21 protein-coding genes are annotated in these 23,291 nt (G+C 44.7%); 16 read left to right on the top strand and 5 right to left on the bottom strand.

What is annotated here, in order from left to right; all coding sequences use genetic code 11:
- Positions 1-122 precede the first annotated feature (122 nt).
- From cysK to NST40_RS11580, 5 genes are all read left to right on the top strand, one after another.
- Positions 123-1,043, top strand: a complete 921-nt coding sequence (gene cysK / locus NST40_RS11560) for a cysteine synthase A (protein ID WP_076278102.1) — start codon at positions 123-125, stop codon at positions 1,041-1,043.
- Between the two features lie 20 nt (positions 1,044-1,063).
- Complete coding sequence (locus NST40_RS11565; RefSeq protein WP_076278103.1) at positions 1,064-1,957, top strand: hypothetical protein; 894 nt, start codon at positions 1,064-1,066, stop codon at positions 1,955-1,957.
- A 287-nt stretch (positions 1,958-2,244) separates the two neighbouring features.
- On the top strand, positions 2,245-3,018 hold the full coding sequence (locus NST40_RS11570) for a histidine kinase (RefSeq protein ID WP_254857126.1): 774 nt from the start codon (positions 2,245-2,247) through the stop codon (positions 3,016-3,018).
- On the top strand, positions 3,015-3,674 hold the full coding sequence (locus tag NST40_RS11575) for a response regulator transcription factor (protein ID WP_038570057.1): 660 nt from the start codon (positions 3,015-3,017) through the stop codon (positions 3,672-3,674). The genes NST40_RS11570 and NST40_RS11575 overlap by 4 nt, the downstream gene beginning before the upstream one ends.
- Positions 3,675-3,737: 63 nt before the next feature.
- Positions 3,738-4,379: a DUF1775 domain-containing protein gene (locus tag NST40_RS11580; RefSeq protein ID WP_342410696.1), complete on the top strand. Its 642-nt coding sequence runs from the start codon at positions 3,738-3,740 to the stop codon at positions 4,377-4,379.
- Between the two features lie 112 nt (positions 4,380-4,491).
- On the opposite strand, the gene NST40_RS11585 is transcribed toward NST40_RS11580, so the two are convergent.
- From NST40_RS11585 to NST40_RS11595, 3 genes are read right to left on the bottom strand one after another with little or no spacing between them, the layout of a single operon-like run.
- Positions 4,492-6,426: a CotH kinase family protein gene (locus NST40_RS11585; RefSeq protein WP_076280874.1), complete on the bottom strand. Its 1,935-nt coding sequence runs from the start codon at positions 6,424-6,426 to the stop codon at positions 4,492-4,494.
- Positions 6,427-6,455: 29 nt separating this feature from the next.
- Positions 6,456-7,184, bottom strand: coding sequence for a DUF4956 domain-containing protein (locus tag NST40_RS11590; RefSeq protein ID WP_036683492.1), 729 nt, complete (start codon positions 7,182-7,184; stop codon positions 6,456-6,458).
- A gap of 2 nt (positions 7,185-7,186) precedes the next feature.
- On the bottom strand, positions 7,187-7,900 hold the full coding sequence (locus NST40_RS11595) for a polyphosphate polymerase domain-containing protein (RefSeq protein WP_036683495.1): 714 nt from the start codon (positions 7,898-7,900) through the stop codon (positions 7,187-7,189).
- 226 nt (positions 7,901-8,126) lie between these two features.
- Between NST40_RS11595 and NST40_RS11600 the strand changes: the two genes are divergently transcribed.
- The 3 genes from NST40_RS11600 to NST40_RS11610 all read left to right on the top strand — a co-directional run bounded on the left by NST40_RS11600 (position 8,127) and on the right by NST40_RS11610 (position 14,320).
- Positions 8,127-9,368 (top strand): metallophosphoesterase family protein, encoded by a 1,242-nt coding sequence (locus tag NST40_RS11600; protein WP_342410697.1) that lies wholly within the window; start codon positions 8,127-8,129, stop codon positions 9,366-9,368.
- Positions 9,369-9,590: 222 nt separating this feature from the next.
- Positions 9,591-10,349: a DUF6612 family protein gene (locus NST40_RS11605; protein ID WP_076278106.1), complete on the top strand. Its 759-nt coding sequence runs from the start codon at positions 9,591-9,593 to the stop codon at positions 10,347-10,349.
- Between the two features lie 350 nt (positions 10,350-10,699).
- Positions 10,700-14,320: a X2-like carbohydrate binding domain-containing protein gene (locus NST40_RS11610; protein WP_342410895.1), complete on the top strand. Its 3,621-nt coding sequence runs from the start codon at positions 10,700-10,702 to the stop codon at positions 14,318-14,320.
- A 415-nt stretch (positions 14,321-14,735) separates the two neighbouring features.
- Here NST40_RS11610 and NST40_RS11615 read toward each other — a convergent pair whose 3' ends face one another.
- Positions 14,736-15,476: an SDR family NAD(P)-dependent oxidoreductase gene (locus NST40_RS11615; protein ID WP_342410698.1), complete on the bottom strand. Its 741-nt coding sequence runs from the start codon at positions 15,474-15,476 to the stop codon at positions 14,736-14,738.
- Between the two features lie 131 nt (positions 15,477-15,607).
- Between NST40_RS11615 and NST40_RS11620 the strand changes: the two genes are divergently transcribed.
- Genes NST40_RS11620 through NST40_RS11630 form a run of 3 tightly spaced genes read left to right on the top strand, consistent with a single transcriptional unit; the run spans position 15,608 to position 17,600 of the window.
- The gene (locus NST40_RS11620; RefSeq protein WP_342410699.1) at positions 15,608-16,501 is read left to right on the top strand and encodes a LysR family transcriptional regulator; all 894 of its coding nucleotides are present in this window, start codon (positions 15,608-15,610) and stop codon (positions 16,499-16,501) included.
- 50 nt (positions 16,502-16,551) lie between these two features.
- On the top strand, positions 16,552-16,851 hold the full coding sequence (locus tag NST40_RS11625; RefSeq protein WP_076129917.1) for a hypothetical protein: 300 nt from the start codon (positions 16,552-16,554) through the stop codon (positions 16,849-16,851).
- Positions 16,852-16,889: 38 nt separating this feature from the next.
- Complete coding sequence (locus tag NST40_RS11630; RefSeq protein WP_342410700.1) at positions 16,890-17,600, top strand: SAM-dependent methyltransferase; 711 nt, start codon at positions 16,890-16,892, stop codon at positions 17,598-17,600.
- A gap of 78 nt (positions 17,601-17,678) precedes the next feature.
- Here NST40_RS11630 and NST40_RS11635 read toward each other — a convergent pair whose 3' ends face one another.
- On the bottom strand, positions 17,679-18,893 hold the full coding sequence (locus tag NST40_RS11635; protein WP_076129958.1) for an MFS transporter: 1,215 nt from the start codon (positions 18,891-18,893) through the stop codon (positions 17,679-17,681).
- A gap of 174 nt (positions 18,894-19,067) precedes the next feature.
- Between NST40_RS11635 and NST40_RS11640 the strand changes: the two genes are divergently transcribed.
- From NST40_RS11640 to dnaN, 5 genes are all read left to right on the top strand, one after another.
- Complete coding sequence (locus NST40_RS11640) at positions 19,068-19,229, top strand: hypothetical protein (RefSeq protein ID WP_341002169.1); 162 nt, start codon at positions 19,068-19,070, stop codon at positions 19,227-19,229.
- Positions 19,226-20,188, top strand: coding sequence for a phosphotransferase (locus NST40_RS11645; protein WP_342410701.1), 963 nt, complete (start codon positions 19,226-19,228; stop codon positions 20,186-20,188). The genes NST40_RS11640 and NST40_RS11645 overlap by 4 nt, the downstream gene beginning before the upstream one ends.
- 60 nt (positions 20,189-20,248) lie before the next feature.
- A complete protein-coding gene (locus NST40_RS11650) occupies positions 20,249-20,734 on the top strand; it encodes a DUF3888 domain-containing protein (protein WP_341002173.1) in 486 nt (161 codons plus the stop codon).
- An 876-nt stretch (positions 20,735-21,610) separates the two neighbouring features.
- Entirely contained in the window at positions 21,611-21,946 is a 336-nt protein-coding gene (locus NST40_RS11655) for a hypothetical protein (protein WP_256719107.1), read from the top strand.
- The gene (dnaN, locus tag NST40_RS11660) at positions 21,947-23,089 is read left to right on the top strand and encodes a DNA polymerase III subunit beta (RefSeq protein ID WP_076278070.1); all 1,143 of its coding nucleotides are present in this window, start codon (positions 21,947-21,949) and stop codon (positions 23,087-23,089) included.
- Positions 23,090-23,291 lie beyond the last annotated feature (202 nt).

Raw genomic sequence — 23,291 nt, forward strand, 5'->3', positions numbered from 1 at the left:
GCCGTCTCCCGCTTTCGTGGGGGGCGGTTGTTTTCAGGTTGCAGAAAGTAAGGTTCTGAATCGACAGGAGGTGCTGCTCACGTTACAATAATGGAAGGTACAGAAATGAAGGAGGCTCTAAAATGACATCCTTAGTGGTTAACAATATAACAGAGCTGATTGGGAATACACCGGTTGTAAGATTAAATCGGCTGACTAGCCCCCAAGATGCAGAACTATACGTGAAGCTGGAGCTTTTTAATCCAAGTGGCAGTGTAAAAGACCGGGCAGCTTATAATCTAATCCTGCAAGCCGAGCTAGCAGGTTTGCTGAAGCCGGGCGGAACGATTATTGAGCCGACTAGTGGAAATACAGGGATAGGCTTAGCGATGAATGCCGCGGCAAAAGGGTATAAAGCGATTCTTGTCATGCCTGATAATATGACCAAGGAACGAATCAATATTCTAAAGGCTTATGGTGCGGATGTTGTGCTGACGCCCGCAGCAGAACGGATGCCGGGAGCTATAGCAAAAGCGATTGAGCTGGGAAAAGAAGTGGAGAACAGTTTTATTCCACAGCAATTCGAGAACAAAGCCAACCCGGATATTCACCGGACAACGACCGCTCTGGAAATCCTGGAGCAAATGGAAGGTAAGCTGGATGTGTTTGTTGCTTCATCAGGAACTGGGGGCACGATAACTGGAACCGGTGAGGTTTTGCGTGAGCATCTACCTGATATCCGGGTTCTTGTGGTTGAGCCGCAAGGCTCGCCCGTATTATCTGGAGGAAAGCCAGGACCACATAAGCTGGTAGGAACGAGTCCGGGCTTTGTGCCCTCCATTTTGAATACGCAGGTCTACGATGACATCGTTCAGGTCGCGGATGAGGCTGCCTTGGAGACGGTAAGAACGCTGGCTGCAAAAGAAGGAATTCTGCTGGGTCCATCCGGTGGTGCCACTGTATGGGCGGCGTTGCAGGAAGCGCGTCGTCTTGGGGCTGGCAAACGCGTGCTTTGCATTGCACCTGACACAGGGGAACGATATCTTAGTATGGGAATATTTTAGTTTCGTCTGGAGGAATGGGAATGAATAAGCTCAGTGTGAGTTTCCTTATTGTTCTACTGCTGGCGGGCTGCTCAGGCTCTAACAATCCAAACCCTTCTCCAAGTGCAGAGCCAACACCAACGGCAAGTATGCAGCAGCCAGCAGCTTATCTGGAAGCTGGAAAGCTGAAGGCGAATTTTGGTTTTGCAGATGAGTCTGGCAAGAGCATCTTAGTCACCGGGCAGGAAAAAGGGCTGGATGCGCAAATGCAACAATTGAATGAGGCAATCGGCGATCATGGACAAGTGCTAAAAGTGAAATTGAATAAATGGCAGGAGGGTACGGAGAACAGTAATGGCCGGGAGATGGCTCACAATTTTGTGAATCTGCCAGGGTATCTTTATACGGTTGAAGCGGGGAATGCGACCCCTGATGAGACCTATTACCTGACGGATCAGGCAGAGTTTAATGCGAATGCGCTAATCTCTGTTAAGCCTACGGAGGTTAAGCAAGCCTCGCTAAATGTTGCAGAAAGTGTGCGGCAGAATATTGTTTCTGCGAAAAATCGTGAAGTAGAGCACATTTGGAAACTTGCTGACCTGTCTGGTGATCGGCAGCTGTATCTCGTTCAATTCATTAGGCAGGATCAGGAGATGTTATTTAGTCTCGTGCTGGAAGATAAGGCCGGGCTTACCTTTATGGATTATCCGGCTGTCATTCAAGGCGATGAATTTTCCGTCTGGAGAGTGGATGATGGCGGGGAAGTGATACCTGAGATGTTCTCTATTCTTTTTGCGGCGGAAACTGCTGAAGGTCCATTACTCGGTATGGAGTGGTGGGGAGCGGAAGGCGTAAACACATTTTTCCTGAAAAAAGAGGGAAATGTTTTTAAAGAAATGGACATTCAATACGGACGCTACACATCACCACTATAACTGGGATGCAGATACATCGAAGGATGTATCTTTTTTTTTGCTACAATATAAGAAAGTATAAATTTTCACTATATATTGCTTATAATATTATGAAGGATAGCATTATTTTTTTAAAATACTTAAATTTGTAACAATAAGAACTTTAAATAGCCCGATCGAGTCATGTAGCAGAATTGTGACGGTGATATTGTTAATCATAAGATGTACGGGAGGGGACAGCAACGTATAACCGAATCAAGTATATGATCCTGTTACTGCCAACGCTAATGGTAGGGATCTGGGAGGTCGTGCGCCATCAGTTTCTAATGCCTTATATCTCGATGGATCTGGGGAATTATTTGACACCTGTCCTCGTATTTTTGTTCACTCTTGTATTGCTCGTCCCTTTGTTTTCGCTGATGGAGCGGAATCAGCGGGAGCTGGAGCAGGAACGTGCGCTCAAAGAGGCAATGAAAGCCCGGGAAGGGCTAGCTAAGGAACTGCATGATGGAATGGCGCAATCTTTATTTCTTTTATCTGTCAAAATAGATCGTTTGGAAGCAAGCCGCAGGAATGGGGAAGTCAGCGAAGAAAATGTGGATCAGATCAAAAAGACCGTCCACGAGGTGAACCGTTATGTTCGACAGGCGATCGCCAATCTGAAGGTACCAGTGTCTGAGCAGCACTCTTTTTCATTGGAACAGTCGGTTAAAGATCAGCTTGCTCAAATGGCTAACGAGATTATGATTGAGGTTTCCTTGGATTGGAGTCTACAGGATGAAGCCCTCTCTCCTTCGGAAAAAGCAGAGCTGCTATCTTGTATCCGAGAGGCTATTATTAATGTGCGTAAGCATACAAGAGCGGCGAAGGTTTCTATCACAGGTGCAGGCACTGAGAAAAACTGGAGCGTGGCGATTGTCGACAATGGCGAAGGATTTCAGCATGATCCCTTTGAGGTGAACGGAAGTTACGGCCTTCAGATCATGAAGGAACGTGTCGAAGGAATGGGATGGAAGCTTCAGGTGAGCTCCGGCAATACGGGGACAAATGTGGAAATTACGAAAGGAGGGGGAAGTTTATGAGCCGGTACCGGGTTTTGGTTGTGGATGATCATGCGCATGCGCGTGAGGCGATGTGTGAGATTTTGTCCATGGATGATAGTTTTGAGGTCATTGGTGTAGTGGAGAGTGGTCCTGAGGCGATCGCGTTCACGGCCCAGTGGATGCCTGATCTTATTCTTATCGACATTCAGATGCCGGAGATGGACGGGCTGGAGACTACTCGCCGGATCAAGCAGGAATATCCCTATGTCAAAATCGTTATCGTTACGGTATCGGACGAAATTTCCCACCTCCTCGAAGCATTGAAGCAAGGCGCACAAGGGTACTTACTCAAGAATCTGGCACCTTCCACCTGGATTGAATATTTGCAAGCCATTGTGAATGAAGAAGCACCGCTAAGCCGGGAGCTGGCTTTTCAAATCTTGAAAGAATTTACCGTTCCTTCAGTAACGGACGAAGGAGAGTCATTGACGGCAAGGGAGAAGGAGATTTTAAGCTGTGTGTCTTCCGGATCGACGAATAAAGAGATTGCCATAAGCCTGTCGATTTCGGAGCATACCGTAAAAAACCATCTGAAAAACATCCTTCAGAAGCTTCAACTCCAAAATCGTACGCAGCTAACGCGTTATGCTCTGGAGCAGGGGCTTGCTTCACGTAAACGTGATTTTCCGCGGTAAATATGAGGATAGAGATGAAAGTGAAAAATGATAAAATTACTTAAAGAAAGAGGCACTCTAACTATGAACAGATTATCTCGCAAAATAATGACACTCTTCGCACCAGCCGCTGCAACACTTCTGTTGTTCGCAGCCGTGGCTAGCGCGCACGTAACCGTAGCACCAGCACAATCCAGTACCGGAGCATGGGAGACTTACACACTTAAAGTTCCTTCAGAAAAAGATGTGGCGACTGTACAAGTCGATCTACGAATCCCGGCGGGTGCCGAGTTCAAGCAATATGAGGCTACACCGGGCTGGGATGTTACCATTGAGGGGAACAAAGTTAGCTGGATAGCTAATGGAGAAGGAATTAAAGCAGGGCAATTCCAACGTTTCTATTTCACAGCAAAGAATCCTGATACTGCAGGCGACATTGCTTGGGATGCTTATCAGCATTATACCGATGGCAGCTTGGTGCAGTGGTCTGGTGAGGCAGGAACAGAAAGTCCGCATTCTATTACTTCGATTGTGCAAGCCTCCGGTGGGGATGAACATTCTCATGGTTCCAGTGACAATGGCATGAGCATGGAAGAACATAATGCCATCATGGAAAGCGAGAACAACTCCACCAGTGTCAACCCAATGGTCTATATCGCATTAGGGATCTCTTTACTAGCCTTTTTAATAGCAACCATAAGTATATTGCGCGGGCGAAAAGAGTAAGCGGGAACTAGTTGTGATACAAGAATATAGTGTTCATGCAAGAAGCCTCCGTCGTTTATTGGCGGAGGCTTCTTGCATGAATTAATTGGTGATGAGGATACTTTTTACTTATCTACAGCCGTTTGCGTTTGTAAAAGGTTACGAAAGCAGCGGTTAGTATTAGGAGAAGGATGGCGACGCCAGTTGTGATGGCTTCACTCGTGCTGCCTTTTTGCTGCATAGTACCAGCACCACCAAAGTCGCCACCGCCCATACCACCAGGCATACCGCCACCAAAGCCACCGCCGCCCATGCCGCCACCACCAGGACCATTTCCGCCGCCTTCAGGGAAAGCGGGTCCGCCCATAGCACCAGGCTCACCACCCGCGCCGCCGTCAAATCCACCTTGAGCAGCTTGGCCATTAGTGTTGGCCTGTCCCTCTTGAGCAGCTTGGCCGTTAGTGTTGGCCTGTCCACCCTGAGCAGTTTGCCCTGTTTGTGTAGTCTGCCCACCCGCAGCTGCTTGTGAGTTACTGCCAGGCCCCTCGCCGCCATTAGGGATAGCCGGTCCGCCCATGGCACCAGGTTCACCACCTGCACCGCCTTGGGCAGTCTGTCCACCCGTAGCCGCTTGCCCTTCGGTATTTGGTGCAGCTGCATTTGCGCCAGCATTACCAGTAGCGCCAACCGCACCTGTGGCCTGCCCAGCACCCGCAGCGCCTTGAGCTGCGCCATTTTTAGCGCCGCCACCAAAGCCACCGCCGCCCATGCCACCACCACTTCCTGATCCGTCACCGGAGGAAGGAATGGTACCGTCGAGTTGCTGCTGGATACTTGTGGCCATGTTCGACATGAAGGTCTCAACAGCCTTTATCCCATTTTCATACTGTTCGAAAGTGTAGAAGGCGGATGGATCCGCTTTGACATAGCTGGAAATCATCGTGTTCAGCTCATCCATCCGAGCCTGGAACGTATCGTCCGCTAGATAGCCAGTAATCATCTCACTAACAATCTCATGATATTTCGTTTTGTATTCATCATTAGCGAGCAGTTTCGCAATCAGTGGTCGTTCTGCCAACGCACCTTGGGTAGGCTCGTCAATTAACACATCTGCGCTTCCCATGCCGCCAAAAGCCATATTGTAATCCCACGGCAGAATCGAGAAGACCCCATCGTCTTCATATAAGTAATAATTCTGCTTATTTCCACCTAAATAACTGTCCATATTACCCGTGACCGCATTTAGAGCGATATACTTCAGCGATTCCTCTACGTCGATGTATTTTTCATAATCGGTGCCGTTGTTTAGCTCATTCAGCATGTCGACAAGAATATCATCGTTGGACTTATCGGATTTCATTTCTAGTCCAGTATAGAGGGATGGATCATCGCCCAGCCAAGTCAAATCACTGCCCTGACCGGTCATTACACCTTTATAAAGTGCACCATAAGTGTTGCCGAAATTGCGTTCCAGATAAGCATCACTGATCTGTTCTACTGCAAGATAGAAACCCTTCAGTTCATCATTTACATACACATTGACGAAGGAATATTTCGGCGTCGGGAGACCGACACTTTCAGCGAGCTCATAGGTCAGAAATTCACGCATATAAGAAGCATCGCTGTAATTATTATTCAGGTTGATCTTAGTAATGCCGAATAAATTCTGATTAACATACTCATCAAAAGAAATTTTGAAGCTGTAGCGGTCAGAGTCTGTCATCTGTACTACGCTTCTGAGACTGAGATTTCCTTTGGTCCGTACAGCTACATTATCGTATTTCATACCGTTGTACTCGACGGAAGCCATTTTATATTCTTCAGCACTGGCATTATCCAGCATATCCTGAAAATCGTCCGGGTCCAAGGTGATTTTGACATCCACGACCTTATCTTTTGGAAAGACCTGCTCGTCTAGCTTTTTCTCATCGCTCGAAATGACCTTGTCCTGAGCATCAGACGTTGGATTATTTATTGCAGACGGACTTGCATTCTGACACCCGGCTACGGCGATGACCAGCAGCAGGCAGCAAAAACTCAGCAGGATTGACTTACCTCTGGTTTTCATCTGGGGCACCGCCTTTCATCTCGTTGTAATTAAGATACATAGTCACCGCTATAGCTGATCAAGAGTGCATTTTTGACCCCTTTTAGGTCTGAGACTGTGTTGACAAAGCCGCCTACTTTATCATCCAGACGAAGCTCCAGCGTCAATTCAATATTGTTTGCGGAGACTGTTTTTTGCTTCACATTGTAGCGTTTTACGGATTTGGTGATATGGCTGTGTACTTCACGTTCACTTTCATCACTGTCGCAGTTAATGACCAGTAAGTATGGCGTTTCGATAGAAGAGTGTTTGATGAACAGGAACAAAATGAGGCCGATAATGATCGAACCGATAATAGCCAAGGTGAAAAATCCTGCTCCAGTTACAATCCCTGCTACAGCTGCCCAGAACAAGAAGATCAGATCAGTTGGATCTTTGATTGGTGTTCTGAAACGTACGATGGACAATGCGCCGACCATACCGAGGGACAGCACAAGGTTAGAGTTAATCGCGATAATGACAGTAGCTGTAATCATGGTCATGCCCATGAGTGAGACGTTAAAGCTTTTGGAATATAAAACGCCGCTAAAGACACGTTTGTAGAGCAGGTAAATGAAGTATCCGATCAGAAAAGCTACGCCCAAGGTAATCAGCATCTTGGAGATACTAATATCAGATACAAAATTGTCGATCACCGAGTTTTTAATAATGTCTGAAAAATTATTTGTAGTATCTGTAGTCGTTGTTGTAGCTGCTAGCGGTGCTAGTGATGCATTCATAATCAATAATCCTCCCAAGTGTTAGTTTTTAAGAATTTGCGGCAGATCACGTATTTCGAAGCGGACTGCCTATTCAGTCCCTCCAGCTGCAACGCGATTTTAATGTACTCCGGAATATACTCATCGAATTTCACTTCGAAAATTATGAAGTTCTCATCAATCGCCCGAATCGGATGCAAATCCTTATCGAAAATATCCGTAGAGTGCAGGCCCGTACGTAGTTCTTTATCGAACGTTATTCGCACATTTCCGTTGTGGCAAACATAAGGCTCGCGAACATAATCCACGATGACCTTGGGTCGCAGCAGGTTATGGCGCATCTGATCGTATAACTCCATGAACAGCGGACTGTCCGGGACGTTCAGCACTTCGTAGTTGCCCGCCATAATCTCGTCGTACATTTGCCGGGTTAGTGGTTCTTTGATTTTGGCGATATAATCGTCCATTTTAATTTTTTTCTCAAAGTGAATGATGTTGTCTTGAATGTTGTAAATGCGAATCCGGTATTTGGCCCGCTCTCGGAGACCGCCGAGCTTGTCTGCAAGTGCCGTGTTGTTGATATCGTCAAAATACAAACTCCGAATGTGGTATTCTCCACTCTCATTAGCGTGTTGATCTTTATCAATCAAGCTTTGCAATCGCTGGCGCAATATAAGGTATTGATGATAGTTAATGAAAAATTTAAGTTCATGCCGGAATTGAAGCTTCTTATTCATTTTCACACCTCGTTTCTCTCTCTATCTCTGGCTAACCTTCCTGCTTGACTAATTCTAGGAGACAGACCTTATGCTTAACTTAAAATAGACTGAATGTTTGCTGAATGTTTTACACTGCGTTAACAAAAGTCTGTATAAAGATTCGTGTGCAAATTTGACTTCTGACTTTGCAGGGGGCTATCTTATTTAGAAGGCTAGAGAGAAATTTTCATAAGGAGGTACCGTGATGAGAGACTATAAATTTGCCATAATCCTAGGAGTGCTTGTGATTGTGGTTATTTTAGTGGCTTATGGGTTGGAACGATCGAAAAGCGGAAGTAATGCAAATTCACCAGCACCGTATGATCTCGTGACTACCTTTAAGGGAGATGCGAGCACAAGCCGCGCGTTTACTTGGTATACAAGTGATTCGAGTGCAGCAGGCATTCTGGAGATTGTAAAGGGACAAGTGTCCTCTTTTGCAAATACGGATGTACAAAGGGTAAATGCGAAAAGTAGTTCCATCAAAACAGACAATGGCACCAAAGGTGTTCATAAAGTGGAAGCTACGGGTCTTGAACCCGGGACGTTATATACTTATAGAGTGGGTAGTGGCGTTGAAGGAGAATGGAGTCCGGCAGCGGAATTTACAACGGAAGAAGATGGACTGGACAGTGTGTCTTTTATCAACGTAACGGATTCTCAAGGGGAAACGGCAGAGGATTTTAAGCTGTGGGGAAATACGCTGAACAAGGCTTTTCAGACATTTCCTGAAGCTGAATTTATTGTGCATAACGGCGATTTGACGGAGAATCCAGAGGATTCGGCAGGCTGGGATGATTTTTTTGGCAATGTGCAGGGCTGGATTTCGGGGATTCCGTTAATGCCGGTAACAGGCAATCATGATGAGGTGGATGAGGATGCAACATATTATACTTCACACTTCAACCTGCCGGATAATGGGGCAAAGGGTTCAATTGCAGGCACCTCGTATTCCTTCGATTATGGACCTGTGCATGTAACGGTACTGAATACAGAGAGCAATCTAAAAAAGCAAACGGAGTGGCTAAAGGAAGATCTGAAGAACACAGACAAGAAGTGGAAAATCGTTGCGATGCACCGTCCGGCTTACGGGGGGAACTCCTATAAGAAAGTTGAAGATTGGACGGATATTTTTGATACGTATGAGGTTGATTTAGTGCTGCAGGGTCATAATCATGAATACTCCAGATCCTACCCGTTACGTGGCGGGAAAATAGTTTCAGAAGGTGAGATTTCCAAAGGTGCTAAACGAGGGACAGTCTATGTGGTGACCAACGCTTCTGGAGGGAAATTTAACGAGAAAAAAGAAGATCAGTTCTATCATGCGGTGCATTTTCAGAACAATAAGCAAATGTTTGCGGGCATTAACGTTACCGGGGATACATTAACCTATCAGGCCTATGATGTGGATGGAAAGCTGCTGGATGAGTTTGTGTTGACACATTGAGCTAAGGGAATTGGATAATATTATTTAAATACCTTCTCTGCTGTAAAGGCGGGGGAGGTGTTTTTTTGATTTGTATTAAAACACTAAATTCAGCGCAACAACTGTGCATTTTAAGCCGTTTTTTCACATGTCTACCTTTTCCGTCATATAAGCTGTTAACTTTATAATGATAAAATAGATTTAGTTATATTTGGATTTCATTTGAAGTGAAGGGGAAGTAATATGTTTATCAGAAAAATGGTTTTTATCGGTATCATTTGTATGTTAGGTTTGACAGGTTGTGCAACGAACACTAAATCAGGTGCTGAAGGAGAGGGAGATAAGCGTGCAGAGGAGCTGCTCAGCATGTCTCGGAGTGAACTGGCTAAGCAGGAGAGCTATACTATAGAAATGGAGAAACAAGAAGAAACATCCAGCAAATCGGAAAAAAGTGAAGATAAACATTGGTCGAGCGCTGTTTCATTTCATGTCGACTATGTTAGAAATCCTTATACCGTATATCTAAAATCGGAGACTGCGGAAGGAAAGGAACGAGAAGAATACATATCGGATACTGAATATCATACAAAGGTAATGGATGATTTATTTATTAAGCAGGACGATTATATTCCAGCGAAAGAAAAACAAATCGCACAAAGATTTATTGACCCGTATGATTATATAGACATGTACCGGATAGATTCTCAGGGGATCGTTGTTTCTGAGGAGGAACAAGAATACATACTTTCGATAGAGATATCGTCTCATGATGCGAGTAAGGAAACGATGAAATTGATGAAGCAGAATTTGACAGACAAGATTAAACTAAGATATACGCTGGATAAAACTACACTTTTGCCGCATAAAGTGGAGGCAGAAATATTCACTTCATTGAAATCAGAAAACTTAAATTCAGAATCAGTGCTCACGTTGCAAACAACTATCAGCAATTTTAATGGTATAAAAGAGATTGTTATGCCTGTAGATACTAGTGAAGAATAGTTATATCAGAAGCCTCTGGGATTTATTCCGGAGGTTTTCTTTATCAGCAGAATTATTTTTAATCAAAATTTAGTGAAATTGTATCCTGAAGTGTGAAAATGGTACGATTTTTAGAGACAATCTTCTGCAAAATATAACCATTTTCTCTCGATAATGAAAAACCTTACCATTATAATGAAAGCGTTATCAGAAAATGGAGTCTAAGTTCTGAAGGTATGGATTAAGGGGGAGGGAGGAGCAGGGATATAGAGTAAGAAGAAGGCATAAACAAACCAATTATATCGTAGGAGGCGTAAAACGTGATTCGTAACCGTATCCGGAAAACAGGACTTTTGGTCCTGCTTGGCGCGATGGTAGGCTCTTTATTCTCTGCATTCCCAGCTACTACCCATGCTGCCTCAAGTGAACCTTACACCTGGAAAAGCGTTGTAACCGGAGCTGGCGGGGGCTTTGTACCCGGAATTATTTTTAATCAAACTGAACCGAATCTGATTTATGCCAGAACAGATATTGGCGGGGCCTATCGCTGGAATCAAGCTACATCTAGCTGGACATCAATTAGTGACTCGGTAGGCTGGGTGGATTGGAACAAGAATGGTGTTGATGCTCTGGCTACAGACCCAATTGATCCTAATAAAGTCTACATGGCAACGGGTACGTATACTAATCATTGGGATAATAATGGCCAGATTATGCGCTCTAATGACCGGGGGAACACCTGGCAAACTACTCCACTGCCTTTTAAAGTAGGTGGCAATATGCCTGGCCGTTCCGCTGGTGAACGTCTAGTCATCGACCCCAATAAGAACAACATTCTCTATTTTGGAGCTAGAAGTGGTAATGGTCTCTGGAAGAGTATTGATTCGGGTGTAACTTGGTCAAAGGTAACCTCTTTTCCAAACGTAGGAACGTATATTCAGAATCCGACACTTGATTATGGGAATGATCTTGTCGGATTGTCTTGGATCACTTTCGATAAGAGCACAGGTACACTTGGCAACGCTACTCAAACGATATATGTCGGTGTGGCCGATATGGCTAGCAGCGTATATCGGAGTACAGATGGTGGAGTAACCTGGACAGCTCTGGCTGGACAACCTACGGGGTTCTTGCCACATCACGGCGAGCTGTCATCCACAGGTGATCTCTATATTACTTATAGTAATGGTGTAGGTCCCTATGATGGCAGTAAGGGTGAAGTTTGGAAATACAACAAAACTAGTGGGGCTTGGACCAATATCAGTCCTACGACCGGTGAAGATAACTGGTATGGCTTTGGTGGATTGGCGCTGGATGCTCAGCACCCTAACACATTGATGGTATCCAGCTTAAACGCTTGGTGGCCTGATGAAGTTATTTTCCGCAGTACCAATGGTGGGGCTACTTGGAGTCGCATTTGGGATTGGGGCAATTATCCAGAACGGACTTATAAGTTCAGCATGGACATCACCGCTGCTCCATGGCTCGATCATGGAACTACTTCAACATCCCTGGATCCTTCACCGAAGCTAGGCTGGATGATGGGTGATTTGGAAATTGATCCATTTAACTCGAATCGAATGATGTACGGCACTGGAGCAACAATTTATGGCTCGAACAATTTGACCTCATGGGATACCGGAGGCAAGGTAAATATCTCTGTCATGGCAAAAGGTGTGGAGGAAACTGCAGTGCTGGGGCTAATTAGCCCGCCAACGGGAACCTCCCATTTGATCACTGCACTTGGTGACGTTTCCGGTTTCCGTCATGAGGATTTGTCGGTAGCGCCGACTAAATTCCAGACCAGTCCTTCATGGGCAACGACGATGAGTATTGACTATGCTGAACTGAGTCCGTCCTATATGGTGCGGGTAGGCAGTGCAGATAAAGAAAAAACGCCAAGTATGAAGTCCATTGGTATCTCTAACGATGGTGGAGTGAATTGGTACATGCCAAACTCCGAGCCTTCCAATGGAACCAAAACAACGGTGGGCCATGGACAAGTAGCTGTCTCTGCAAGTGGTAATTCCATTCTGTGGAGCACCTCAGATATCGGGGTGTATTATTCCAAAACCTCAGGCAATTCTTGGACAGCAAGTGCAGGATTACCGGCAGGCGCGAAGATAGCGTCTGATCGCGTGAATCCTAACAAATACTATGGATTTTATGCAGGAACCTTCTATGTAAGTGTGGATGGTGGAGCTACATTTACTGCCACCGCAGCTTCGGGCTTCCCGACCAATAATGTGGCTGGATTACAGCCGAATGAAGCCCAAATCAGTATGAAGGCAGTTCCAGGTATTGAAGGTGACATCTGGTTCGCCGGAGGGAATACGGTTGAGAATAAATATGGTCTATGGCACTCCACTAATTCAGGTGCGAGCTTCACGAAGTTAACGAATGTAGAAGAAGCTGATCTTATTGGATATGGGAAGGCTGCTCCGGGCCAAACTTATATGGCATTGTACACCGTAGCTAAGATTGATGGTGTACGGGGCGTATTCCGTTCCGATGATGTTGGCGCAACCTGGGTTCGTATTAATGACGATGCTCACCAATACGCTAAGATCAATATGGCGATTACTGGGGATCCAAGAATCTATGGACGTGTATATCTCGGTACGAATGGCCGAGGCACCTTGTATGCTGATCCTGTAACTCCACCAGCTACAGGCTCGACCATTACGCCAATAACTGCAAGCTTTGATAAGAAGACAGCGAATCAGGCAGACGTTGCAGTAACTATGACGTTGAACGGAAATACGCTGAGTGCGATCAAGAACGGAACGGCAACCCTCGTAGCAGGAACGGATTATACGGTAAGTGGATCAACAGTGACGATTAAAAAAGCGTATTTAGCGACGCAAGCGGTAGGAACGACAACGCTGACGTTCAGCTTTAGCGCTGGAGCTACACAATCCTTGGCGGTAGCGGTAACGGATACTACAACACCAGTATCCAACTCCACGATAACGCCAACAAGCGCGGGATTTGATAAGAAAACAGCGAATCAGGCGGACGTTGCAGTAACTATGACGTTGAACGGAAATACGCTGAGTGCGATCAAGAACGGAACGGCAACCCTCGTAGCAGGAACGGATTATACGGTAAGTGGATCAACAGTGACGATTAAAAAAGCGTATTTAGCGACGCAAGCGGTAGGAACGACAACGCTGACGTTCAGCTTTAGCGCTGGAGCTACACAATCCTTGGCGGTAGCGGTAACGGATACTACAACACCAGTATCCAACTCCACGATAACGCCAACAAGCGCGGGATTTGATAAGAAAACAGCGAATCAGGCGGACGTCGCAGTAACTATGACGTTGAACGGAAATACGCTGAGTGCGATCAAGAACGGAACGGCAACCCTCGTAGCAGGAACGGATTATACGGTAAGTGGATCAACAGTGACGATTAAAAAAGCGTATTTAGCGACGCAAGCGGTAGGAACGACAACGCTGACCTTTGAGTTTAGTGCCGGAGCGGCACAATCCTTGGTTGTCACCATCTCAGATACGTCAGTAGCTCCTACAGCAGCACTGAAAGTGCAGATGTATAACGGTACAGTGACTGCTTCCGGAAATACGCTAAATCCAAAGTTTAAGCTGGTGAACACAAGTACAAGTGCCGTTGCACTTTCTGATGTGAAATTAAGATATTATTACACAATTGACGGTGAGAAGGCACAAAGCTTCTTCTGCGATTGGTCACAGGCTGGAAGCGCGAATGTAACGGGCACGTTTGTGAAGCTGCCAACGGCTAAAGCGGATGCGGATTATTATCTGGAGCTTGGATTCTCGAGTGCAGCAGGTTCACTTGCTGCGGGTGCAAGCATCGATATCCAAGTGCGAGTAGCTAAAGAGGATTGGTCAAATTACACTCAAACCGGAGATTACTCCTTTAATGCGGTTGATACCAATTTTGTAGACTGGACAAAAGCGCCCGCCTACATCTCAGGTAATCTGATCTGGGGTAGTGAACCTAACTAAGAATCTTCACCAATAGTTATGCTGAAGAGGCTGTCCTAAAAGTAGAGAATTCTACTTTTGAGGCAGCTTCTTACTTTAACCCTTCGGCTATAGGTGGCATGTACGCTATGTGCTACGTTCTATAAGTCATGTGATATGTGATATGTCGGATGCATTTATGGTTCCTATAGTGTTGGCTATATAGTAATTAGGGAAAACCTCCCTGAAAATAGCCGATATTTGCTTTAAATCAACGAAATCAGGGAATTATTCCCTGAAAATCAGGCGAAGTCGTTAGTTTCCAGCAAATTAGCCAATAATTAGGGAGAAATTCCCCAATTATGCTATCAACGCTTCACTTCCTCCTGTACGGTACGCAAAAACCAGCTAATGATATTTAAAAGTAGTTCTGACATACCATTTGCTGTTTTGGCTGTTACAATGTTTGTCCGCTATCTATGGTAATGATCTGTCCAGTCATTGCTTCCTGTTCTAGCGCAGCGCAGACGAACTGGGCGATATTCTCGGCGGTTGAAATATGCTGAAGCAGCAGATTAGGGGCTAGTTTATGCATTTGTTCTTCTCGTCCAGACCACCATCTAGTAGCAACGGCTCCCGGTGCTACACAGTTAACTCTAATATGGGGAGCCAGCGCGTGTGCCAGCGATTTGGTAAGACCGTGGACAGCCGCTTTGGAGACGGCATAAGGAAGGGATGAGCCTAAGCCTGTCTGTCCAGCGATGCTGCCGAGATTGAGGATGGCTCCTGAATTTTTTTGGTTCATATACGGTGCGACCGCTCTGGCGCAGAAAAACATTCCTTTCACATTTACATCATATAACTCATCCCATACTTCCTCTGTTGCCTTTTCCAGATCTCCGAGAGCAATATGTTTAGTTATACTGGCGTTATTCACTAGCAGATCTATTGTCCCGAAATGCTGAATAATCGAATCGGCCATACTTCGCACTTCCTGATCTTTAGACACATTCGCTTGTATTGCTATAGCCTGCCCTCCTTGATTCAGAATCGTCTTTACGGTTTCATTGGCTTCATCCTCAGATCTAGAATAGTTCACTACGACGTGGGCTCCGCGTTTGGATAACTCCAAGCTTACAGCTTTGCCAATTCCAGTCCCTCCACCGGTTACTAATGCGACTTTATTGTTGAGATCCACCCTCAATCACTCCTTATGTTGGCGTATGTTGTTGTTATAAAGTATTCTATAGAGAAAAGTGGATTTCGTATAATTGAATATAATGAAGGTTTGGTTCAATTAATTTGAATTGAATAGGGGAGGGCACTAGGATGGATCTGAAAACAATAAAAACCTTTCAAACGATCGTAACTTCCGGAAGCTTTAATCGCGCAGCAGAAGAATTGAACTATGCCCAATCTACAGTTACGATGCAGATGCAAAGGCTTGAAACTGATCTGGGATGTCAATTGCTTGAGCGGGGGAAGCAAATCAGCTTAACAGAAGCAGGCAGATTGTTTTATGATGAGAGCTTACATATCGTTAAAGATATGGAACGACTAGAGAGCCGTTTGGCTGATTTAAAAATAGGGGAAGCTGGCAACGTGCGATTAGGGGTAACGGACCCGACGGCGAGCTATCGTTTGCCGCAGCTTTTAAGTAGGTTTATGGTGCAATTTCCTAAAGTGAAAGTCTCCGTGGATATTGCGGGAACCGCCGCACTTAGTGAACTACTCCTGCGTGGTGAAATTGATTTGGCAGTGTGTTCGGCACCAGAGCTCGGTAAGGAGCTGTATTTTGAACCCTTATTTGCGGAGGAATTCTTGTTACTTTTGCCAGAAGAGCATCCGCTAGCATCCAAGGAACGTATCACCCCAGAGGATCTACAGAGTCATCGCTTACTGATTACGGCAGCGAATTGTCCTTATCGTAAAAAATTAGAAAGTGTGCTGCAGGAATCAGGCGGGCCGCCACTAGATACAATGGAGATTGGGAGCATGACAGCGCTGAAATATTTTGTGGGAAGTGGTTTAGGCGTGGCACTTGTTCCTGAGATTGTGCTGAATCCAGCCCCAGCAGGAACTATAGTACGGAAGCTGGAGGGGAAGGTTATTGATATGACCTGTGGGATCCTATGTAAACTTTCAGATTATCCGCTTAAGCAAGCGAGCTCCAGATTGAATCATTTTTTAAAACAGGAACTAACCGTGACAAGGATATTTTGAATTTTAAACGAATTGTTAAGAAATAGAAAAAATAGAAAGGGCGGTGTTTGATGTTTTTTAGGAGGAAATTCAGTTTCTGGCTTTCGATTATAAGTATCATCATCTGTCTGAGTGACTATCTGGGGGTGGGGATCGCGAATATTATTCTTGTACGTTTGAACCCTATTATAGATACACTGATCTTTACAGAACCTTTTGAAAGCTTCATGGTTGATGTAAATAATCCGAGATGGGGAACCAATAGTGCGTTAATCAGCGTCAGATTCCCAACTTATATTATTCATTTTGGAACGTTTTTGATTTTGGGTATTCTAATGGATTACCTTATTCGTATATTAAAACAGAAGTAGAAGTGTAGATGAGCCTAGAAGAGGAAAGGTGAGCTGAGATGAGCGGAGCAAAGGGAAAACTAGATTTGGAGAGAATTGTTTTTATTGGCAGAACCTATGAGGAATATATACGTATGTTTGATTTGCTGGAATCAGATCTTATCGGCCAGAGCATTCTGGATTGTCCTGCGGGTGCTTGCTCTTTTACAGCAATAGCGAATCAGTTGGGTGGTGAAGTAACGGATGCTGATATTGCTTACTATTACTCTGAAGTTGAGCTGGCAGACAAAGGGGCTCAAGATATTGCGCATGCGATGTCCGGAATGGAAAAAGTACAGGATAATTTCGTTTGGAACTACTTTAAATCAATCGAGGGACTGACCGAAGCGAGGAACGCAGCGTTAACCGCCAGCACTAAGGATCGAAGACAAACCCCGCAGCGATATGTTCCTGTGATACTTCCGGATCTGCCATTTGCGGATGAAGCATTTGATCTGACATTATCTGCTCACTTTCTATTTATTTACAGCGATCGGCTGGACTATGAATTTCATCTGGAGACTGTTAAGGAACTCATGCGGGTAACGAGAGGCGAGCTTCGAATCTTTCCACTAGTCGACCTCTCTTGTAAAAGGTATAAGCATTTAGACCGCCTTATTGATGATTTGGTGAGGCAAGGATTTACTGCAGAGGAACTAGAGGTTCCTTATGAATTTCAAAAAGGTGCAAAGCAGATGTTGAAGATTAGAAGAGCAGAATTGTTCCTCTGAAATATAAAAAAACGAGGGTGCCTCAAGCCATGATGACTTTGGGAGCACCCTCGTTTTTTGTATAAATATCTATAAAGCTTACGCTACAGTTTCTTTCCGTTCTGCTACAAAACAAGCTATGCCTAATACCAGACCAAGGCCCACTAGAACCGCACCGACCCAAGGAAGCGAAGTGATCGCTAGATGAGAAATAACCCAACCGCCAATAAAGGCACCCGCTGCGTTACCGAGATTCCCGGCGGAGTGGCTGGTCGTTGAAGCAAGTGCAGGGGCTGCCTGAGCCAGACTCATAATCCGTATTTGCAGACCTGGCATGACCGCAAAGGACACCATACCCCAGAAAAATATTGTGATTACCGCAGCTATTGGGCTATGCATCGTGAAGGAAAAGATCGTTAGAATCATACTGACTGCAAAATAAAGTCCCACGATAGAAGGCATCAGCTTCCAATCCGCAAGCTTTCCGCCAACGATGTTCCCGATGGTCACCCCACAGCCGAATAAGACTAGAATCCAAGTCACACTATGTTCAGCAAAACCGGTCACTTCTTCAAGCAGTGGAGTAATATATGTGAACACGGTGAACAAGCTGGCGTTCCCTAATGCTCCGATCAATAAGAATAGCAGCAGCTTTGGATTAGCCAGCGCAGCAATCTGCTGGATAACACTCGCTGGTTTCTCTTGTTTAAGCTTTGGAATAAAAATGAGGATGCCGATCAGCGCGGCGACTCCCATGACAGCAATCGCTGCAAATGAGGCCCGCCAGCCCATACTTTGTCCAATAAATGTTCCTAGAGGAACTCCGACAATATTGGCTATCGTTAAACCTGCCATCATAATAGATACGGCTCCGGCCCGCTTATTGGGTTGTACAAGATTGGATGCAATGACTGCGCCAACCCCAAAAAAAGTACCATGAGTTAAAGCTGTAATTATACGAGCTACCATGAGAACGGTATAGTTTGGTGCAAACACAGAGATTCCGTTGCCCAGTATAAAAAGAATCATGAGAAGACATAACAGTTTCTTTTGCGGAATGCGCTGCGTGAGAATGGTCAGGATGGGTGCGCCAACGGCCACTCCAAGTGCGTACATTGTAATGAGTTGGCCAGCAGTCGAAATACTAACCTGTAAATCGTTGGCCACATTTGGTAAAATACCCATAATAACAAACTCAGTCATACCAATTGCAAAAGCGCCTACCGTAAGAGAGAGTATAGAGATGGGAAAGGGCTCTTTCCCTGCTCGTTCTTTGCGTGATTGTGCCTTGTTGAGGTTTGGAATTGCGTTCATGATGCCGATGTTCAACCTTTCTTCTGCCTGTAATGAAGCTCCACCTTGGTTAAGATGATAGATCCGACATGTAAGTATTGCTTTTCTATTATTTAGTTTTCTGAAAATATTTTCAAGATAAATATTTTTTCAGATAGTTTTCATTTTTATAGATCATTGAAGGGATGGTTATTTATGAATGATGAAGGCCAAGTCCAAGTGCTTGAATTGCCGGAAATGAAGCGAGAATTTAATAGCAGTTTGCAGAGTAATGATCGTGGATTGGTTATAGAAATCTATCAATTTGCGAACCCTTTCTGGCCCGATGAGACTGAATTGTTCCTTCCTTTGCGATGAGAAAAAATTATAAGCAGGCAGCTTTAATAGCGCTTCAGAACTTTGACCTGGATTGGACGCAGATTCGTTTTAACCAGCTATCGGATACCTGTACCTTTGTTATCGAAACTAATAAAGAGGGAACTTTTTTACTGCGCCTTCATTCGGGGAGATCTAAAGAGGAAATTAACTCCGAAATCGCGTGGCTGGAGCTTTTGAAGAGCAAAATTGATGTCCCCCTGCCAAAAGGTGTTCATGATCGCACGGGTGCTGTAACGTTCAGAGTGGAACAGGGAAATGGAGAAGGTGTTTATGCCTCTTTAATGCGCTGGGTTGAAGGGGAACGTGCGAATGAAAATCTTACCGAAGAACAAATTTACAAAGAAGGCGTTCTATTAGCCAAGCTACATAAGGCGGCACAGGAGCTGGAGTTACCCCCTGGCTTTAATCGTCCTGTTTGGGATGAACATAGCTTTCGAAAAGCAATGCTTCGTTTAAAGCTGCATTATCATTGTTTTCTTACGGATGATGAGTTTGTGCTGTATCAGTCGGCAGCTGAGAAATTATTCAACTGGTTAAGCAAGCAGCATAAAAATAAGAACAGAAGGTCTTATGGCGTTATTCATGGAGATTTACATCAAGGCAACATCATATTTAAAGAGGGTGAGCCTCGGCCGATTGATTTTGGGAGATGTGGTTGGGGGTATTATCTTTATGACGTAGCACATACCCTTCTTGGACTGTATCCATTGCAAAGAGAAGGGGTCATTAAGGGGTACGAAAGTATCGCCAAGCTTGATGGGGAGTGGGTTCAGACTTTAGAGAATTTTACGGTCATGGTTATGATCGAAAATTATTGCCATCACGCATCCGATCCGAGGGAAACCGAGGGTCTAAAAGCAGAACAGCCGTATGCGTTAGCGATCTTGAGAAATTATCTTAAGGGAGAACCCTTTCTTTTTAACAGGGTTGAGATTTAACGTATAGAAACAGGGTCTCTTTGGGGAATTTATATAAAGTTCCCTAAGGAGGCTATTGTGATGAAAAAAAGCTGGATTGCTCCCCTTCTTGTCGCAGTGATGCTCGTTCTGACGCCACAACCTTGCTCCGCAAATAGGTTAATTCAACCTCAGTCTGTAACACCTTCCAGGTCTGATTCGGGACTTCAACTGCCAGATCAAGATTCTCTCGAACTTAAGTTTCAAGACATGCTAATGTTATTTCTTTTACCCCATATTGAGAAAAAGATTGCAGATATTTATTCGCCGCTTTTGCGAGAATCGCCAATGGTTTATCCTTACTTTGTGGATGTGACTGAGGTGAAGCGGACCAATGGTTTCCGTGGGTTTGATTTCTTGATTACACTTAACGTATATCCTACAGTTGGTCCACATATTTCAGTTGGAGAAGATACCATGACTTTTAGGATCTCTCCTGGTCCTAAGGTGAAGCTTGAATCGTTCAAGCATCTAAAAGACCCCAAAAAGTCAGACTTCCCACCAAATTATCAGAACATCCTGAGATAGTGTAGTTTCAGTAAGGCGCGTGGGTGGAAGAGTAGATATTAATATGTGCCGAACGTTGAGTTATGAGGCGAGCTATTTTTACATGAGTAGGGAGTTCTGAGGTAATGGTGATGGGAGTTGTAGGGAAAGGAGTCTTTGGGAGAGGGTTTATGAGAGGGGATGAAGGTTGGGTTAGTGGCGTGATGAGGGTGAGTGAGAGGTGAGGAAGGTTGGGCTAGTGGCATGATGAGGTGAGTGAGAGGGTATGAAGGTTGGGTTAGTGGCATGATGAGGGTGAGTGAGAGGGGAGGAAGGTTGGGTTAGTGGCATGATGAGGGAGAGTGAGAGGGGAGGAAGATTTGGCTAGTGGCGGGATGAGGTGAGGGAGAGGGGAGGAAGATTGGGTTAGTGGCATGATGAGGGTGTTTGCGTGTGCGTCTATGCTTGTGTCCGCGAGCGGGCAAACGGGATAGTTGCAGTTTATACACTTATTTGCAGGAGATAAGAAGCTTAGTCACTTTTAGTTGCATTTGGTGCAGTTAAAAGAAGTCTTTTCACACTTATTTGTTAATATCGTTGAATTTAGTTGCAGAGAATACACTTATTTCGCTCGGGCAGCACAATGTATTGTTTATAGTTGTATAAAGTGCAATTAACTCATACATTCCCAAACGATTTTAAGCAAAATAAAAAATCCATGGGTTAACGTTGCAATACCCAACTCATACCCAACTCATGCCCACCGCACCGCACCGCACCGCACCGCACCGCACACTCCGATCTTTGGGGTGTTTTTTTGTGTTTAGAATTGTGGTGGATTAATGGCGATTATGGTATTATGAAATTAGTAGATATATTGATTTAAGTTACTAAATTCAAATATGGAGGTGTGAGGGATTGGGTGATCATAAATTCGAGGGCGAACAAAAGGGGAGCAGTATTAGCGGAGTTAAAGATAAAGTCACTAGCGATAGCTCAAGTAACAACGAGGATAAAGTCAAAGTAGGTGTAGCCACTAAAGACGGGCAGTTGGGGTTTCTTTTTACAAGGGGAGGTCTTCGGGAAGGTGCAGGTAGAAAAAGCACTGGTGTAACCAAAAAGGTATCTTTGACATTATCTGAGGACATTTGGCAGGAGATAGAGCAGGCTTGCGCGGATCAGAACACATCTCGCTCCCAAGTATTTCGGAACATCATTGAGGCGCATTTTGTAAAGGAATCTAAGGAGAGTTAGGTGAAGTCTTTGCTAATCCATGTATCAAAAGATTCACTTACTACCGCATTACAGGCAGCATTAAAAGCCATATCCGCGAATAGTTCCTCACGTGTTCTATCAGGAATACTTATTCAAGCGCAAACTCAGGGTTTGATATTAACAGCCAGCAATATAAGGATGACCATTGAATATAAGCTCCCTGTGAAAATGGATTCGGTGGTTGTGCACAACACAGGTGAGATCGTCGTTCCGGCGCGTTATTTTTATGAGATCATTCGTAAGCTTGATCCTGGACTAATTAGGCTGGAAATCGAAGAGTCATTGATTTTAAATATTCAATCAGGGAGCACTCAATTTCGTTTATGTGGAACGGATGTGGCAGAGTTTCCAAGAATCCAATACATAGACCATCCATACATTCAAAGGATAAGCATGAAGAACACTCTCCTGAAGCAAATATTTAAAAGAGTGGTTTTTGCGGTCTCTTCATCGGAAACCAGACCTGTGCTCACAGGAGTTTTGCTTCAAATAGATAAGCAAAATATTCGTGTAGTCGCCACTGATGGCATCCGCTTCGCCCAGCATGTTGTTGAAAGCGTAGAAGATTACGGAGCAATTCCTTTAGATGTTGTAATCCCGGGCAGCACCCTGGAGGATCTTTTAAAAATATTAAACGATGATGCAGACAGCAGCACCGATTTAGAAATAGGCCCCAAGCAAATCAGATTTATTTCTAATGGATTGAGGGTTCAGTCTGCTCTTTTAGAAGGAACTTATCCCTCTGTCAATAATTTAATCCCAAAAGCGTACCTCTCCGAAGTGATTGTTAAGAAAGACCGTTTGTTACATGTGGTTGAACGTATTTCTATATTGGCTGGCGAGAGTGTTATGCTCAGCGTACTTCCTTCTAACACGTTAAGTTTAGTGTCCAAGACTGCAGAAATTGGGGATGTAAAAGAAGAGATTCCTTTAGAGTATCTGGAAGGTGATCATTTTCGAGTAGCCTTTAACGGAAAATATTTCAGGGACATCCTTCGGGCGATCGATAGTGAGACGCTTAGAATCAGGTTCGCGGGAAAAGAAAGGCCGCTGGTGATCCTGCCTGTGGACGCATCTTCGTCCACACTTTTTTTAATTACTCCTGTGAGGACGCATGATTGAGGATTTGTTAATGTACAGTATTTGAGTAGTTATGGGTGAATAGCTGCCTGAGTCCGAACAGTTGCTGAAAAGAACGCCACCTGCCAAATTTGATCCTAGACGTGCTGCCCATTGCTTAAACTAGCTGTCTTGTGCTCAACCTATCTACTCATTGCGGTATTAGCTATCTATAGCTCAACCTATCTACACCGTGCGGAATTAG

Origin of the sequence: Paenibacillus sp. FSL R10-2778, assembly GCF_038593035.1 — a bacterium.
Classification (GTDB): Bacteria; Bacillota; Bacilli; order Paenibacillales; family Paenibacillaceae; genus Paenibacillus_AQ; species Paenibacillus_AQ odorifer.

Bases quoted from the DNA above. Each gene is read 5' to 3' on its own strand.
- NST40_RS11635 (WP_076129958.1), bottom strand. From the start codon at position 18,893: ATGAACGCAATTCCAAACCTCAACAAGGCACAATCACGCAAAGAACGA.
- NST40_RS11610 (WP_342410895.1), top strand. From the start codon at position 10,700: ATGGTAGGCTCTTTATTCTCTGCATTCCCAGCTACTACCCATGCTGCC.
- NST40_RS11630 (WP_342410700.1), top strand. From the start codon at position 16,890: ATGAGCGGAGCAAAGGGAAAACTAGATTTGGAGAGAATTGTTTTTATT.
- NST40_RS11645 (WP_342410701.1), top strand. From the start codon at position 19,226: ATGAGAAAAAATTATAAGCAGGCAGCTTTAATAGCGCTTCAGAACTTT.
- NST40_RS11595 (WP_036683495.1), bottom strand. From the start codon at position 7,900: ATGAATAAGAAGCTTCAATTCCGGCATGAACTTAAATTTTTCATTAAC.
- cysK (WP_076278102.1), top strand. From the start codon at position 123: ATGACATCCTTAGTGGTTAACAATATAACAGAGCTGATTGGGAATACA.
- NST40_RS11640 (WP_341002169.1), top strand. From the start codon at position 19,068: ATGAATGATGAAGGCCAAGTCCAAGTGCTTGAATTGCCGGAAATGAAG.
- NST40_RS11565 (WP_076278103.1), top strand. From the start codon at position 1,064: ATGAATAAGCTCAGTGTGAGTTTCCTTATTGTTCTACTGCTGGCGGGC.
- NST40_RS11620 (WP_342410699.1), top strand. From the start codon at position 15,608: ATGGATCTGAAAACAATAAAAACCTTTCAAACGATCGTAACTTCCGGA.
- NST40_RS11590 (WP_036683492.1), bottom strand. From the start codon at position 7,184: ATGAATGCATCACTAGCACCGCTAGCAGCTACAACAACGACTACAGAT.
- NST40_RS11600 (WP_342410697.1), top strand. From the start codon at position 8,127: ATGAGAGACTATAAATTTGCCATAATCCTAGGAGTGCTTGTGATTGTG.
- NST40_RS11585 (WP_076280874.1), bottom strand. From the start codon at position 6,426: ATGAAAACCAGAGGTAAGTCAATCCTGCTGAGTTTTTGCTGCCTGCTG.
- NST40_RS11575 (WP_038570057.1), top strand. From the start codon at position 3,015: ATGAGCCGGTACCGGGTTTTGGTTGTGGATGATCATGCGCATGCGCGT.
- NST40_RS11625 (WP_076129917.1), top strand. From the start codon at position 16,552: ATGTTTTTTAGGAGGAAATTCAGTTTCTGGCTTTCGATTATAAGTATC.
- NST40_RS11650 (WP_341002173.1), top strand. From the start codon at position 20,249: ATGAAAAAAAGCTGGATTGCTCCCCTTCTTGTCGCAGTGATGCTCGTT.
- NST40_RS11580 (WP_342410696.1), top strand. From the start codon at position 3,738: ATGAACAGATTATCTCGCAAAATAATGACACTCTTCGCACCAGCCGCT.
- NST40_RS11605 (WP_076278106.1), top strand. From the start codon at position 9,591: ATGTTTATCAGAAAAATGGTTTTTATCGGTATCATTTGTATGTTAGGT.